Raw genomic sequence first — 13,538 nt, 5'->3', positions numbered from 1 at the left:
CGTGTATTGCTAGCCAGGCAAGAAATAAAGCTAGCATGAAGAAAAGCCGAGAGTAAAGTAGCGAGGTGTCCATGGATGATCGCGTGAGGGAACCGGCGGTGCCGTCCGCCGACCGTCCGTCCGCCGACCGTCCGTCCGCGACACGCGACGGCCTGGACAGCGGTGCGATCTACGACGTGGATTCGTCGGATCCGCGGCAGATGCTCGTCGACCGCTCAGGCATGGCGGACGAGGACGTCCGCCAGATCACGGGAATCATGAAGGCGCTGGGTGGGCTGCGTGAGGCCGAGCAACGACTTTCGGAGGCATCCCGTCGCTTCATGCGGTTGAACGAGACCGACATGCGCGCGCTGCACTATCTCATCGTCTGCACGCATCAGGGCGTCATAGCGACGCCGGGCGGAATCGCTCAGCACCTGTCGATCTCCAGCGCGTCGACGACGAAGCTTCTCGATCGGCTCGAACGCGGCGGACACATCGTGCGGTCGGCGCATCCCACGGATCGACGCGCGCTGGCGATCACGATCTCTCCCGAGACGCACCGGGCGGCTATGGAGACGGTCGGCCGGCAGCAGGCGAAGAGATTCAATGCGGCGGCGCGTCTCTCTCCGGCAGAGCGAGAAGTAGTGACTCGATTCCTGGTCGATATGACCGACGAGATCACCCTGCGCGACGAGTCATGGGCGAAGGATGGAGCTCATTCGGCGCCTACGCCGTAAGAGATCCTCGCAACGGAAACGGCAGGAGCGCCGGAGCGCTCCTGCCGTTGAGAAGTTCAGTGCGCGGCGCGGTAGGCCTCGAGCACCGTCTCCGGAATGCGACCGCGCTCGGACACCTTGTGTCCGTTCGCATTCGCCCATTCCCGGATCGCCGACGTCTCCGGGTTGCGCGAACCGGCGCGCTTTCGCGCCGCACTCGTGCGCGCGGCGCCCGCCACGGACGAACGACGCCCCGCGGCGATGTACGGTTCCAGGACGGAACGCAATTCCTGCGCATTGTCGGTCGTCAGATCGATCTCGTAGGAGATGCCGTTGAGTGAGAAATGAACAGTCTCACCCTCGCCCACCTCGAGAAGCGTTCCGTCGATGTCGTCAACCAGTTGATGCACAATTCGTCGAGCCATTTCCCCATCCTATTCGCCGGGAAATGCGCATGACAAGGAATCGAGGAATTCAGGGCAATAGGCCCATGCGCCTCGCGCGTGCCACTGCGGCATGCCGAGTAGACGCATCCAGCTTCGACATCGCCGTGCCCAGGTACGCCTTGACCGTGCCCTCGCGCAGGCCGAGCTGTGTTCCGATCTCTGCATTCGTCGCGCCGAGCGCCGCGCACGCGAGCACATCCGTCTCGCGCGGTGACAGGTGCACGCGCGGGATCGGCCCCGTCGTTGCGGGAACGGCATCACCGGCGATGACGAGCAAACGTCTTTCGAGATCGCTCAGCCGGGCACGCAGTTCCTCGTCGGCCACGGACGCCGAAATGCTGCGCAGTTCGGCGAAGCTCTCGCGCAGCTCTTCGCGATGCGAGGGGGAGAATCCAGGGGTGGGTGGCGCCATCGACTGCAGGCGGCGACCGACCTCGTCGCGGATGCGCAGCTCGGTGCTCACGGCATCCGCAACGCTCATGGCCGGAGCCGTCGTGACCCCGCCGACCGGCGACTGCTCCCATGCGCCGGCGTACAGGACGCCTCGCGACCGGCCGCCGACGACGATCGGGATCGCGAGCAGGGTGCGCAGCCCTTCGCCGAGCACGAAGCCGTCGTAGTCGTGCGTGATCTGCTGCGAGGTGCGGTAGTCGCTGGTCATCCGGGGGCGCTGCTCCGTCAGGGCGCGACCGCCCAGTCCGCGCTCCGGCCGGACACGCAGCCCTTCGAGCGCGTGCGTGCGATTGCCGACGATGCTGGTGACGGAGACCTCGCCGTCTTCGATCAAGCCGCCGAAGGCGACCGGGAAGCGCGTGCGTCTGGCCAGCTCGCGCACAGCCTGGGCGACGAGCTCGGCGTCGGTCTCACTGGACACTGCGGGGATACCTACTTTCGGGGGTGACGGCCCTGCGCCCCGTTTCGTAGCGTCGACCCTACCACTCGCGCGGATGCCTCCGCGTGGGCCCTCACATGTGGCAAGGAGGCCTCATGACTGACCGAATCCCAGGCGAATCGGCCGGACCCATCGACTACATCGCCGTCGAGGAATCGCCGAAGTTCCAAGGGCTCAAACGCACGCAACGCTCTTTCATCTTCCCGTTGGCTGCGCTCTTTCTGATCTGGTATTTCGTCTACGTCCTGCTTGCCGCTTTCGCTCCCGAATTCATGGGGCAGCGCGTATGGGGAGATATCACGATCGGTCTGCTGTTCGGGCTCGGACAATTCGTGTCCACGTTCGCGATCACCATGGCGTACGTGTCATTCGCGAATCGTCGGCTCGATCCGGTCGCCGCCGAGATCCGTGACGAACTCGAGAAGGTGCAGGCCCGGTCGTGAATCTGATCCCCTTCGAGACCGCGCCGACGGCCGAGAACAATCCCATTCTGAACATCTCGATCTTCGCCGCTTTCGTCGCGGTGACGCTGTTCATCGTGATCCGTGCAAGTCGCAACAACAAGACCGCGGCGGACTACTACGCGGCAGGAAGATCGTTCACCGGCCCTCAGAACGGCTTCGCCATCGCCGGCGATTATCTGTCCGCGGCGTCCTTTCTCGGAATCTGCGGTGCCATCGCCGTCAACGGATACGATGGATTCCTCTATTCGATCGGATTCCTGGTCGCCTGGCTCGTCGCTCTTCTGCTGGTTGCGGAACTGATGCGCAATACAGGAAAGTTCACCATGGCGGACGTCCTCTCGTTCCGCCTGAAGCAGCGTCCGGTGCGCATGGCGGCGGCGATCACGACGCTCGCCGTGTGCTTCTTCTATCTGCTCGCGCAGATGGCGGGAGCCGGAGGCCTCGTCTCGCTCCTGCTGGGCATCGACGCCAAGATCGGGCAGTCGCTCGTGATCGCCGTCGTCGGTGCACTGATGATCGTCTACGTGCTCATCGGCGGTATGAAGGGCACGACCTGGGTGCAGATCGTCAAGGCCGTCCTGCTCATCGCCGGTGCTCTGGCGATGGCGATCTGGGTGCTCGCGCTCAACGGCTTCAGCATCAACGCCCTGCTGGAGTCGGCCGTCGAGGCATCGCCTCAGGGCGACGCGATTCTCGCGCCCGGGCTTCAGTACGGCGCGAACCCGTGGGACTTCCTCTCCCTCGGCATGGCGCTCGTGCTCGGCACCGCCGGTCTCCCGCACGTGCTGATGAGGTTCTACACGGTGCCCACCGCGAAGGAGGCGCGCCGCTCGGTCGTCTGGGCCATCTGGCTCATCGGCGGGTTCTACCTGCTGACCCTCGTGCTCGGTTACGGCGCCGGCGCCCTGGTCGGCCCCGAGGTCATCGCCGCCGCACCCGGTGGCGTGAACTCGGCGGCGCCGCTTCTGGCCGAGCGCCTCGGCGGTCCGCTGCTGCTCGGGTTCATCTCGGCGGTCGCCTTCGCCACGATCCTGGCGGTGGTCGCCGGACTCACCATCACAGCGGCGGCGTCGTTCGCGCACGACATCTACGCGAACGTCATCCAGAAGGGACGCAAGAAGGCGGACGGCAGCCCTGTGGATGCCGACCCGGACGCCGAGGTGAAGGTGGCACGTCGCACGGTCGTCGTGATCGGCATCCTGGCGATCCTGGGCGGCATCGGTGCGCAGGGGCAGAACATCGCCTTCCTCGTCGCCCTGGCGTTCGCGGTCGCGGCGTCGGCGAACCTCCCGACCATCCTGTACTCGCTGTTCTGGCGCCGTTTCAACACGCGTGGTGCGGTGTGGAGCATGTACGGAGGACTCGGCTCGGCGATCCTGCTGATCGTGCTGTCGCCGGTGTTCTCGGGGTCGGAGACGGCGATGATCCCGTCGATCGACATCGCGATCTGGCCGCTGAACAATCCGGGGATCGTCTCGATCCCGCTCGGGTTCCTGCTCGGCTGGCTCGGCACGATCACATCGCGGACCGTCGAATCCCGCGCACTGGCGGCCGAGATGGACGTGCGTTCGCTCACCGGGTTCGGAGCGGAGAAGGCGGTCGAGCACTGAGGCCGCGCACGAGCTGATGCGCTGAGCGCAGGAATGGACGAGGACCCCGGCCGCCTACCGGCCGGGGTCCTCGTCACGCGGTGGTGGATGCCGCGGCTGTCGCCTCGAGATCGATCAGGTATCGCTTGTGCTCGGGGTGCGCGCCGTACTGACCGACCGAACCGTCTGCGCGGACCACGCGATGCACCGGCACGATGATCGAGAACGGCGTGAGCCGGCAGGCGGTTCCCACGGCGCGAGCCGCGCCGGGGCTCCCGGCGAGGACGGCGACCTCGCCGTACCCGAGCGTCTCGCCCCAGGGGATCTCGCAGATCGTCTGAAGCGCGTCGCGGTGGAACCCCTCTATCAGTCGCCAGTCGAGCCGCACGTGCTCGTCGAATCGGATCGGCGCGCCGTCGAAGTACTCGGCCACCAGGTGGGCGAGTTCGTCGGCGGCGCCGGGGTCGGGATCGGGCACGGTGCGCAGCCGCCGGGCGACGCCCTCCAGCAACCAGGGGACGGTCGGGTCCTGCCCCTCGGAGAGGTCGAAGCTCACGACGCCATCGTCGGAGAGCACGACGAGGGCGTCGCCCAGCGGAGTCGGAACGAAGTCGTAGCGGAAGTTCATGGCTCCATCCTCCCCGTCCTCGCCGACAGGCGGACAGGGAGAATCCGCGATCGGGGGAGAACCCGGAAGAGGCGCCGGGCTGTGCAGGGCGAGTCGTCGCGGCATCCGATCGCGGTCCTCGGAGGACCAATCCTGCGCAAACCCGCCTGGCATACAGGATCTCCTGCCGCGCGCGGCCTAGTCTGTGATATGTGTGGCGACGAACGGACAAGTCTGCGGATGACGCGGAGACGACGGCCGCAGTGACGCTCGGCGCACTGGGCGAGTCGTCGACCGGCGTCGACCTTCCGCATGCCGCCGAAGCGGAGCGCGCCCGTCTGAAGGCGGAGGCCGCCGACCTCGGCGGACCATCACCGCTGGTGCGCTATCACGACGGCGTCGAGGGCGGCATCGACATATCCAAGGCGCATCCGGGGAGCCTGCCGCAGTTCATCACCGGCCGCTCCACGCTGCTGTCCAATCTCTTCCGCGATGAAGTGGGGCTGCGCACGGCACGACTGGCCGCCGAGCGGATCACGGCGAAGCACACCGAGCTGCGCACCGTCCGCGGGATCGAAGCCGTCCACCTGGCCGTCGGTCTCTCCGGCTGGCGGATCGGCGGCGTGCAGTTCTCCGCCCCCGTGCTGCTGCGTCCGCTCGCGATCCGCCGGCATCACTCCGACTTCGAGCTCAAGCTGCAGGGATCGTTCTCGGTCAACCCGCAGCTCGTGCGCATCGCCCGCGAGCATTTCGGAATCACCATCGATGCCGATGCGCTGGCTGCGCTCGCCTACGACGGTGGCATCTTCAAGCCGCAGCCGGTGATCGACAGCCTGCGGGGTCTCACCCGTTCGATCGACACCTTCTCGGTGCAGCCGCGACTCGTCGTCTCGGTGTTCGCCGACGTGGCGTCGGCGATGGCGGCCGACAGCCGTGATCTCGACCACCCGGTGCTCAACGCGCTGGCCGGCCACGTGGACGATCGCGAGCGGTTCGCGGCCGAGCGCCCTGTACCGAACGTCACGGGTCCGGATGATCGCGCCCCGGCATCCGACAACCTCCTGCTGGATGCCGACTCCGAACAGGAAGCCGTGCTCGCTCGCATCGCGGCGGGGCAGTCCATGGCGATCGCGACCCTGCCGGGGACCGGCGGGACGCAGACGGTGATCAATGCGCTCGGTGAGCTGATCCGCGCCGGAAAGCGCGTGCTGGTCGTCTCGGCGCGTCGGTCCACCCTGGATGGCGTCCGGCATCGCCTGAACGGCATCGGGCTGGACAGTCTCGCGATCAGTCCGGCTTCGATCCGTCGCGATCTCGTGCACGCGATCGGGCGCAACGAGAAGGCCAAGGCGCCGAAGGCCGGTGAGGTCGATGACGCCCTGGTGCGGCTGCGCACGGTGCTGCGCGACTATCGGCATGCGCTGACCAACCCGGTCGCGGGTACGGGGGCATCCGTGCTCGACGCGACGCGGCATCTGACGCGTCTGGCGTCTCTCGAGCATCCGCCGTCCACCACCGCCCGTCTCGGCACCGAGACCCTCGCCAGGCTGGCCGGCGACCGCAGCGCTGCTGCCGCGAAGCTCGTGCAGGCAGCGCGGCTCGGCGAGTTCCGCTTCGGGCCGGACGACTCGCCTTGGTACGGCGTGACGTTCGAGACCACCGAGGCGGCGCGTGCGGCGCACGATCTCGCCGACAGCCTGCACTCGACCAGCGTCCCGGCGCTCCTCGAGCGCGGCTACGAACTCATCGCGCAGACCCGGATGCGCCCGTTCGCGACGATCGACGAACTGGGTGAGTATCTGCGTCTGCTGCAGGGGATGCGCGATTCTCTCGACCGCTTCAGCCCGACCGTCTTCGAACGTCCGCTGGGCGAACTGATCCAGGCGCACGGATCGCGACGCGACGCCCCGGGCATGTCCGGCGCGAATCGGCGTCGTCTGAAGAAGCTCGCCAAGGAGTACGTGCGCCCCGGTGTGCACATCCTCGACATGCACGAGGCGCTGCTGCGCATTCAGCAGCAGCGCACCGAGTGGCAGCGTTTCGTCGAAGCCGGTGTCGCACCCGAGATCCCGCTGGGACTCTCGGACGTCTACGCCTCATGGCAGCGTGTGGAGGCCGAGCTCGCCGAACTGGATGCCGCGCTCGGGCGCCGTGAGCCGCTGGCCACACTGCCGCTCGCCCGCCTGGTCCGTACGCTCGCCGGGCTCGCGGCGAAGTCCGACGTGTTCGAGAACCTCGTCGAGCGCGCCACGATCCGCGGCGATCTCGCGAAGCTCGGGCTCGCGCCGCTGCTGGCAGAGCTGTCGGTGCGCCACGTCTCCGAGAGCCGCGTGGCCGACGAACTCGAGTTCGCCTGGTGGCAGTCGCTGCTCGAGCGCGCGCTGCAGGACGACCGTGCACTGCTCGGTGCCAACACCGCTGTCGTCGACCGCCTCGAGCGCGACTTCCGGCTGGTGGACGAAGCGCATGCCGCGATGGCCGGACCCCTGCTGGCATGGCAGCTGGCCAACCAGTGGAAGATCGCGATCGTCGATGAGCCGACCGAGTCGCAGAATCTGCGTCGAGCGCTCACTCAGGGCGTTCCGACGACCGCCGAGATCATCGGCGCAGCGCCGACCTTGATGTCCGTCCTCGCTCCGGCGTGGATCTCGTCGCCGTATCAGGTGCCTGAGATCCCCGACAGCGTCGAGTTCGACACGGTGCTGCTGGTGGATGCCGCGGCGATCAACCTCGCCGAAGCAGCGCCCGCGATCCGACGCGCTCGTCAGGTGGTCGCCTTCGGAGATCCGGTCACGCAGAAGCCGACGCCCTTCCGCGTCGCTGTGGCCGGCGAAGAGGACTGGGAGCCGGAGGTCGCGTTCGACTCGGTCTCGGTGTTCGAGCGCCTTGCCGAGCTGCTCCCGGTGGCGACGCTGACCAAGAGCTATCGCGCCGGGGGAGAGGATCTCGCCGAGCTCATCAACGACGCGTTCTACGGCGGAGAGATCGAATCGCTGCCCTGGGCCGGGTCGTACCTCGGCCGAGGCAGCCTCACGGTCGATTACGTCGAGGGCGGCGTCGGAACGCCGGATCCCGTCTCCGGTGCCGTCGAGAGTCCGGATGCCGAGGTGTCGCGCGTCGTGACCCTCGTCGTCGAGCACGCGGTGCATCGACCGACCGAATCGCTCATGGTGGTCACCGCGAGCACCCGGCACGCCGAGCGCGTCCGCGCCGCCGTGACGAATGCGTTCGCCGGACGCAGCGATGTGACCGCTTTCGTCTCGCGGGACACCGCCGAGCCTTTCGCGGTGCTCACGCTCGAGGAGTCCGTCGCCGAGAGCCGCGACCGCGTGATCTTCTCGCTCGGGTACGGACTCACCAAGCACGGCCGCGTGCTGAGCGACTTCGGCGACCTGTCCACAGCGGATGGCGAGCGCCTGCTGACCGTCGGCATGACGCGGGCCCGTCGTTCGATGGTGCTGGTGTCCTCCATCCGTCCATCGGCCTTCGACGACGGGCGCCTGGAGCACGGCGCCGCCACGCTGATGTCGATCCTCGGTGGTCTCGCCGCGCGCTCGCGCGAGGCCCGCCTCGAGGACCTCGCCGACCCGCTCACGCTGGCGCTCGCACGCGAGCTGCGCCGTGCCGGGGCATCCGTCGATGTCGACTACCGAGGCCTGCTGCCGCTCGTCGCGCAGCACAACGGCCGTGCGGTCGTCATCGAATCGGACCCCGAGTCGCGAGGGGAGTCGCTGCGCGAGTCCCTGCGCCTGCGCCCGAACGTGCTGCGCCGATTGGGCTGGCACTACGTGCGCGTGCACGCGTTCGACCTCTACAGCGATCCTGCGACCGCCGCGAACCGCATCGCCGAGGTGCTCGGCATCTCGGCCGAGACGCAGCGCGTCGACCAGGACACCCAGCCGATCGAGCGGGGCGATGTCTGACGAACCCCGTCAGCGCGTCGAGCGGGTCGCCGGATCCCGCCGCGCGCGCCTGACGCCCGCACCGGATACGGATCCGTCCCCGGACGTGGCGACGAAGGATGCCGCGGCATCCGCTCCGGCGACGGACCAGGGCCCGAACGACGCGCGCCTGCGCCAGGATGTCCCGCCGCACTACTGAGCGCGCTTCTTTTCGCTCGACTTGCGCCGAGAAGGCAGTTCAGCACGGGAAGACCGCGCGCGATCAACCGTGCCGAACTGCCCTCTCGAAGACGAGTCAGGCGCGGGTGGCGAGAAGGTCGCGGATCTCGGTGAGCAGCTCCGTTTCCGTCGCCGCTGCAGGCTCCTCTTCCGGCGTGCCCTTCTTCGCTTCGGCACGCTCCTTGAACTTGTTCATCGGGAACACGAACACGAAGTACACGATGGCGGCGACGGCGAGGAAGTTGATGATCGCAGCGAGGATGGCGCCGAAGCCGAACTTCGCCTCGCCGACCGTGAGCACGAGCGCCGTGTTCAGGCTCTCGGCGTTGAACAGCAGACCGAGCAGCGGATTGATCAGCTGCTCGACGAGGACGTTCACGATGGCGGTGAACGCGGCGCCGATGACCACCGCGACCGCGAGATCGATCACGTTGCCGCGGAGAATGAACTCTTTGAATCCCTGGATCACGAGGATCCCCCCTTTTTCAGTTCGGGCCTCAGCTCGAGGCCGGAGCCGCCGCGGGAGCCGGTTTGGCGCTCGTCGACGATTCCGACTTCGATGATGCCGATGATTCGGATTTCGCACCACTCCCGCTGCGCGAGTCGGTGCGGTAGAAGCCGGAGCCGTTGAAGGTGACGCCGATCGATCCGTACTGCTTGCGCAGGGCCCCACCGCACTCCGGGCAGGCCGTGAGGGTGGCGTCCGAGAAGCTCTGGACGGCGTCGAACTGGTGGCCGCACTGCGTGCAGGCGTAGGCATAGGTGGGCATTGCTGTTTCCTTGAATCAGCGTCGCGATGGCGACAGCGTGAGTGTCCGGGTGGGGGTCACGACGCCCGTGACGGGCTGATCGTGCACCTCCCGCGGAAGGGATTCGAGTACCTCGGAATCATAGATCACCGCGTAGACAGGCGGGCATTTCTCCATGGAGCCGATGGTCTTGTCGAAGTAGCCGCGACCCCAGCCGAGCCGCATTCCGGTCTCGTCGACGGCCGCCGCGGGGATGATCATGAGGTCCACGTCGTTGACGGCGATGGGGCCGAGCACCTCGCCGGTCGGCTCCGGAAGGCCGAAGAGCCCTTCCGAGACCTCGGCGGAGTCGTCGGCGACCGCCCAGTCGAGCAGGCCGTCGGCTCGTGTCACGGGCAGGAGCACCCGGATGCCGCGCTGCACTGCTCTCGCGACGAACTCGCGTGTGCCCGGTTCTGTCGTCGTGGACAGGAAGCACGAGATCGAGCGCGCGCCGTGCGCCGCCACGAGTTCGTCGAGACGGTCGGCGATGGCGGATGCCGCGGCGTCCCGCTGCGCGTCGGAGAGGAGCTGCCGTCGCTCGCGGAGCTCGGCGCGCAGGGCCCGCTTGGCGTGCTCGATGTCGTTCGACATGTTTCCGAGTCTAGACGGCCGCTTCCAAGAGCTGTCAGGGCCGCCCGCTAAGCTGGCCCAATGGCGAAACACAAGATCAAGGCCGTCATTCCGGCCGCCGGACTGGGGACACGGTTCCTCCCGGCGACCAAGGCGATGCCCAAAGAGATGCTGCCCGTCGTTGACAAGCCCGCGATCCAGTACGTGGTGGAAGAGGCGGCAGCCGCCGGTATCGATGACATCCTGGTGATCATCGGGCGCAACAAGAACGCCATCTCGAACCACTTCGACTCCGTCCCCGAGCTCGAGGTCAAGCTGATGGAGAAGGGCGACACGGGACGTCTCGCCCGCGTCGTCCAGTCCAGCGATCTCGCCGACATCCACTTCGTCCGCCAGGGCGAGCCCAAGGGTCTCGGCCATGCGGTGCTGCGCGCCAAAGCGCACGTCGGTGACAGCTCGTTCGCCGTGCTGCTCGGCGACGACCTGATCGACGAGCGCGACGCGCTGCTGACCACGATGCTCGAGGTCCACGAGGCCACCGGCGCCGCGGTCATCGCGCTGATGGAGGTCGACCCGGCCAGCATCCACATGTACGGTGCGGCAGCGGTCGAGACGACTGATCGTGACGACGTCGTGCGCGTCACCGACCTCGTCGAGAAGCCCGCGCAGGAGGACGCCCCGTCGAACCTCGCGATCATCGGACGCTACGTACTGCCGGCCAGCATCTTCGAGGTCCTCGAGCACACTGAGCCGGGCAAGGGCAACGAGATCCAGCTGACCGACGCGCTGCAGGAGCTGGCCACGCGCGACGGCGGCCCCGGCGTCGTCGGCGTGATCTTCCGCGGGCGTCGCTACGACACCGGCGACCGTGTCGACTACATCAAGGCGATCGTGCAGCTCGCCACCGATCGCGACGACCTGGGCGCAGACCTGCGGCCGTGGTTGAAGGAGTTCGCAGAGCGCCTCTAGGCCGCGAAGCGAGGCGTGCGATGGAACTGCTGGCGGGGCACCGGCACGGCAAGGTGGAGCTTCGGCTCGTCCGTACCCGTGACGCGCGTGCCCTGCAGCAGGAGCTGCTGAGCAACCGATCCTGGCTGCAGCGCTGGGAGGCGACGATCCCGAACGGTACCGCGTCGTTCGACATGCGCGTCGGCATCCGTCGCCTCCTGCAGCAGTACCGTGACGGCGCCGGCTATCCCTTCGTCATGCTGTACGACGGCGAGATCGCCGGACAGCTCAACATCTGGGGGATCTCTCGCGGATCGCTCTGCTCGGCGACGATCGGCTACTGGGTCAGCGAGCGCTTCGCGGGGCGCGGCATCACCCCGACCGCTGTGGCGCTGGCGACCGACGCGAGCTTCACCGAGTACGGATTGCACCGCATGGAGATCTGCATCCGTCCCGAGAACGCCGCGAGCCTGCGCGTCGTGCAGAAGCTCGGATTCCGGTACGAAGGGCTGCGTCGCAAGTACATCCACATCGATGGGGACTGGCGCGACCACTACGCGTTCGCGCTGACCAGAGAAGACGTCCCGCGCGGCGTGCTCGCCCGCTGGGTCGACGGTCAGGTGCCACAGGATGCCGCGGCGATCCCACCGGCTGATCGACTGTCGATCTGATTCGCGGGCGACACGCGCTCGTCGTCCGCGGCGGCGGGTGCCGGTGCCCTTACCGTTGAGCGTATGGATGGGCCGGTGCTGAGTGGGGGCGTGATCGTCCTCGTCGCCGTGCTCCTGTGGATGCTGTATCTGCTGCCGAGCTGGCGCGGGCGCTACCAGTACAACGCCTCTGAGCGGAACGCCGTTCGGCTGAACCAGGCGCTGCGTATCCTCGCCGAGACCAGCGAGACGCCGGATGAAGTTCGTCTCGAGCTCAACGCCCGCACCGCGCTCGCTCAGCAGAAGCTCGCCAAGCGCGTGCAGTCCGAGAAGGAAGCGGCCGAACTCGTGCGCCTGCGCGAGGAACTCGCCGTGGCGCAGGCGGATCCTGCCCTGCAGCAGGCGCGCGCACGCCGACGGGTGCGTGTGGCAGCCCTCGCCGTGCTGCTCGTCGGGCTCGCCGTCGCCGGGGTGGGCGTGTGGCAGATCCTGACGACCGGCGCGCAGGGACTGGCCTGGATCGGCGGAGTGATCGCTGTGACGGCGATCATGGTCCTGCAGCGGATGGCGCGCGTCGCCTCCCGCGCTGCGCGACGACCCGCAGTCGTCGTGGAGGCGGCGGCTCCTCGCTTCTCGCCGCCGCTGCATGATCAGGGCACCGCATCCTGGACGCCGCGGCCGCTGCCCGAGCCGCTGACGTCGCTGGCCGGATCCCGTGCGCAGGTCGCGCGAGCCGAGATCGAGGCGAAGGAAGAGCTGCGGCGCGCAGCGCGTCTTGCCGAGCTGCGCGAGCGTGCAGCGACCATGGCGCCGGAGGAACCCGTGCGGCTCGCGCCGCGCGAAGCGCCGGCCGCAGTGGATTCTCCGTACTCCCGCATGGGCTTCGTGGATGACGCCGAGATCGAGGATCACGTCCGCCAGCTGCTCGCGCGTCGGGCCGCCGGCTGAGTCGGTGGAGAATCGGACCCCGAAGATCGTGATAATCTAACGGAGGTTCACGGGCCTATGGCGCAGTTGGTAGCGCGCCTCGTTCGCATCGAGGAGGTCAGGGGTTCGAATCCCCTTAGGTCCACCGAACCGAAGCCCCTCCGAGTGCAGACTCGGAGGGGCTTCGTCATTCTCATACCGAGATGACAGTGCCCGTCTCGTCGCCCTCGATCACGTCGACGTACGCTCTGGCGACGTCCGCGGCGGCGACCGGCGTGAACCCGGGGAAGCTGGCGTGGTAGCCCGGTGCTTCGAGCAGCACGTTGGGGCTGATGGCATTGATGCGCAGGCCGCGCGGCAGGTAGGGCGCCGCAGCGCGGACGTAGGCGTTGAGCGCGCCGTTCGCGACGGAGGCCGCGGCGCCGGTCGGGACGGGTCGGCCGTCGAGGATGCCGGTGGTGACCGTGACGGATCCGCCGTCGCGGAGGTGCGAGGCGGCGATCGTCGCCACCGAGATCTGGCCGAGCGTCTTGTCTTCGAAGCCCGCACGGAAGTCCTCGAGCGTCAGCTCGCTGACCGGTTTGAACGGCACCGATCCGACGGCGCTGACCACGGCATCCAACGGGCCGACGCGCTGGAGAAGACCTGCGATCGAATCGGCGTCACGGATGTCGACGCGCTCTCCGGTGCTGCGCGACGCGCGGATCACCCGGTGTCCACGGTCTTCGAGAGCGTCTGCGACCGCCGAACCGATGAGGCCGGAGGCGCCGATGACGAGGATGTTCTGAGGCACGAGCTGCTCCTTGCGTTTTCGTCCAGCCTCTCATCGGAACGG

The 13,538-nt window shown here is 67.9% G+C and carries 15 protein-coding genes and 1 tRNA gene; 9 read left to right on the top strand and 7 right to left on the bottom strand.

Translation table 11 applies throughout. The features are described from left to right. The first annotated feature begins 71 nt into the window (after window positions 1-71). Complete coding sequence (locus AC3ANJ_RS13345; RefSeq protein WP_488319283.1) at window positions 72-719, top strand: MarR family winged helix-turn-helix transcriptional regulator; 648 nt, start codon at window positions 72-74, stop codon at window positions 717-719. A gap of 56 nt (window positions 720-775) precedes the next feature. Here the strand turns inward: AC3ANJ_RS13345 and AC3ANJ_RS13340 are convergent, their stop codons facing one another. Further along, a complete protein-coding gene (locus AC3ANJ_RS13340; protein WP_488316716.1) occupies window positions 776-1,123 on the bottom strand; it encodes a histone-like nucleoid-structuring protein Lsr2 in 348 nt (115 codons plus the stop codon). Window positions 1,124-1,172: 49 nt separating this feature from the next. Beyond that, window positions 1,173-2,018 carry a LuxR C-terminal-related transcriptional regulator gene (locus AC3ANJ_RS13335; RefSeq protein WP_488316715.1) on the bottom strand — a complete coding sequence of 282 codons (846 nt, stop codon included), beginning with the start codon at window positions 2,016-2,018 and terminating at the stop codon, window positions 1,173-1,175. A gap of 113 nt (window positions 2,019-2,131) precedes the next feature. Between AC3ANJ_RS13335 and AC3ANJ_RS13330 the strand changes: the two genes are divergently transcribed. Continuing rightward, window positions 2,132-2,479 (top strand): DUF485 domain-containing protein, encoded by a 348-nt coding sequence (locus tag AC3ANJ_RS13330; RefSeq protein WP_488316714.1) that lies wholly within the window; start codon window positions 2,132-2,134, stop codon window positions 2,477-2,479. After that, window positions 2,476-4,110 (top strand): solute symporter family protein, encoded by a 1,635-nt coding sequence (locus AC3ANJ_RS13325; protein WP_488316713.1) that lies wholly within the window; start codon window positions 2,476-2,478, stop codon window positions 4,108-4,110. Before AC3ANJ_RS13330 ends, AC3ANJ_RS13325 begins: the two co-directional genes overlap by 4 nt. A gap of 73 nt (window positions 4,111-4,183) precedes the next feature. Here the strand turns inward: AC3ANJ_RS13325 and AC3ANJ_RS13320 are convergent, their stop codons facing one another. After that, complete coding sequence (locus AC3ANJ_RS13320) at window positions 4,184-4,717, bottom strand: methylated-DNA--[protein]-cysteine S-methyltransferase (RefSeq protein WP_488316712.1); 534 nt, start codon at window positions 4,715-4,717, stop codon at window positions 4,184-4,186. A gap of 191 nt (window positions 4,718-4,908) precedes the next feature. Between AC3ANJ_RS13320 and AC3ANJ_RS13315 the strand changes: the two genes are divergently transcribed. Together AC3ANJ_RS13315 and AC3ANJ_RS13310 are read left to right on the top strand one after the other, a co-directional pair. Beyond that, the gene (locus tag AC3ANJ_RS13315; protein WP_488316711.1) at window positions 4,909-8,619 is read left to right on the top strand and encodes an AAA family ATPase; all 3,711 of its coding nucleotides are present in this window, start codon (window positions 4,909-4,911) and stop codon (window positions 8,617-8,619) included. Then, a complete protein-coding gene (locus tag AC3ANJ_RS13310) occupies window positions 8,612-8,797 on the top strand; it encodes a hypothetical protein (RefSeq protein ID WP_488316710.1) in 186 nt (61 codons plus the stop codon). Before AC3ANJ_RS13315 ends, AC3ANJ_RS13310 begins: the two co-directional genes overlap by 8 nt. A 96-nt stretch (window positions 8,798-8,893) precedes the next feature. Here AC3ANJ_RS13310 and mscL read toward each other — a convergent pair whose 3' ends face one another. From mscL to AC3ANJ_RS13295, 3 genes are read right to left on the bottom strand one after another with little or no spacing between them, the layout of a single operon-like run. Further along, on the bottom strand, window positions 8,894-9,286 hold the full coding sequence (gene mscL, locus AC3ANJ_RS13305) for a large conductance mechanosensitive channel protein MscL (RefSeq protein ID WP_406249390.1): 393 nt from the start codon (window positions 9,284-9,286) through the stop codon (window positions 8,894-8,896). A 28-nt stretch (window positions 9,287-9,314) separates the two neighbouring features. Then, window positions 9,315-9,587 carry an FmdB family zinc ribbon protein gene (locus AC3ANJ_RS13300; RefSeq protein WP_488316709.1) on the bottom strand — a complete coding sequence of 91 codons (273 nt, stop codon included), beginning with the start codon at window positions 9,585-9,587 and terminating at the stop codon, window positions 9,315-9,317. A 15-nt stretch (window positions 9,588-9,602) separates the two neighbouring features. Beyond that, window positions 9,603-10,199 (bottom strand): 5-formyltetrahydrofolate cyclo-ligase, encoded by a 597-nt coding sequence (locus tag AC3ANJ_RS13295; RefSeq protein WP_488316708.1) that lies wholly within the window; start codon window positions 10,197-10,199, stop codon window positions 9,603-9,605. A 60-nt stretch (window positions 10,200-10,259) separates the two neighbouring features. Here AC3ANJ_RS13295 and galU point away from each other — a divergent pair, with 60 nt between their 5' ends. From galU to AC3ANJ_RS13275, 4 genes are all read left to right on the top strand, one after another. Continuing rightward, window positions 10,260-11,147 (top strand): UTP--glucose-1-phosphate uridylyltransferase GalU, encoded by an 888-nt coding sequence (gene galU, locus AC3ANJ_RS13290; RefSeq protein WP_488316707.1) that lies wholly within the window; start codon window positions 10,260-10,262, stop codon window positions 11,145-11,147. Between the two features lie 20 nt (window positions 11,148-11,167). Further along, complete coding sequence (locus tag AC3ANJ_RS13285) at window positions 11,168-11,797, top strand: GNAT family N-acetyltransferase (RefSeq protein ID WP_488316706.1); 630 nt, start codon at window positions 11,168-11,170, stop codon at window positions 11,795-11,797. 75 nt (window positions 11,798-11,872) lie between these two features. Continuing rightward, window positions 11,873-12,724, top strand: a complete 852-nt coding sequence (locus AC3ANJ_RS13280; RefSeq protein WP_488316705.1) for a hypothetical protein — start codon at window positions 11,873-11,875, stop codon at window positions 12,722-12,724. 51 nt (window positions 12,725-12,775) lie between these two features. After that, window positions 12,776-12,848: transfer RNA gene (locus AC3ANJ_RS13275), tRNA-Ala, on the top strand. A 48-nt stretch (window positions 12,849-12,896) separates the two neighbouring features. On the opposite strand, the gene AC3ANJ_RS13270 is transcribed toward AC3ANJ_RS13275, so the two are convergent. Continuing rightward, a complete protein-coding gene (locus tag AC3ANJ_RS13270; RefSeq protein ID WP_488316704.1) occupies window positions 12,897-13,496 on the bottom strand; it encodes a short chain dehydrogenase in 600 nt (199 codons plus the stop codon). Between the last annotated feature and the right edge of the window lie 42 nt (window positions 13,497-13,538).

The sequence above is a fragment of the Microbacterium sp. STRO-1N genome (assembly GCF_057748015.1).
The sequence above is the reverse complement of the archived record's forward strand: the minus strand, read 5'-3'. Positions and strand labels throughout refer to the sequence as shown.

Excerpts from the sequence above, each read along its gene's own strand:
- AC3ANJ_RS13345 (WP_488319283.1), top strand. The coding sequence starts at position 72 with ATGGATGATCGCGTGAGGGAACCGGCGGTGCCGTCCGCCGACCGTCCG.
- AC3ANJ_RS13340 (WP_488316716.1), bottom strand. The coding sequence starts at position 1,123 with ATGGCTCGACGAATTGTGCATCAACTGGTTGACGACATCGACGGAACG.
- AC3ANJ_RS13330 (WP_488316714.1), top strand. The coding sequence starts at position 2,132 with ATGACTGACCGAATCCCAGGCGAATCGGCCGGACCCATCGACTACATC.
- AC3ANJ_RS13320 (WP_488316712.1), bottom strand. The coding sequence starts at position 4,717 with ATGAACTTCCGCTACGACTTCGTTCCGACTCCGCTGGGCGACGCCCTC.
- AC3ANJ_RS13310 (WP_488316710.1), top strand. The coding sequence starts at position 8,612 with ATGTCTGACGAACCCCGTCAGCGCGTCGAGCGGGTCGCCGGATCCCGC.
- AC3ANJ_RS13300 (WP_488316709.1), bottom strand. The coding sequence starts at position 9,587 with ATGCCCACCTATGCCTACGCCTGCACGCAGTGCGGCCACCAGTTCGAC.
- AC3ANJ_RS13295 (WP_488316708.1), bottom strand. The coding sequence starts at position 10,199 with ATGTCGAACGACATCGAGCACGCCAAGCGGGCCCTGCGCGCCGAGCTC.
- galU (WP_488316707.1), top strand. The coding sequence starts at position 10,260 with ATGGCGAAACACAAGATCAAGGCCGTCATTCCGGCCGCCGGACTGGGG.
- AC3ANJ_RS13285 (WP_488316706.1), top strand. The coding sequence starts at position 11,168 with ATGGAACTGCTGGCGGGGCACCGGCACGGCAAGGTGGAGCTTCGGCTC.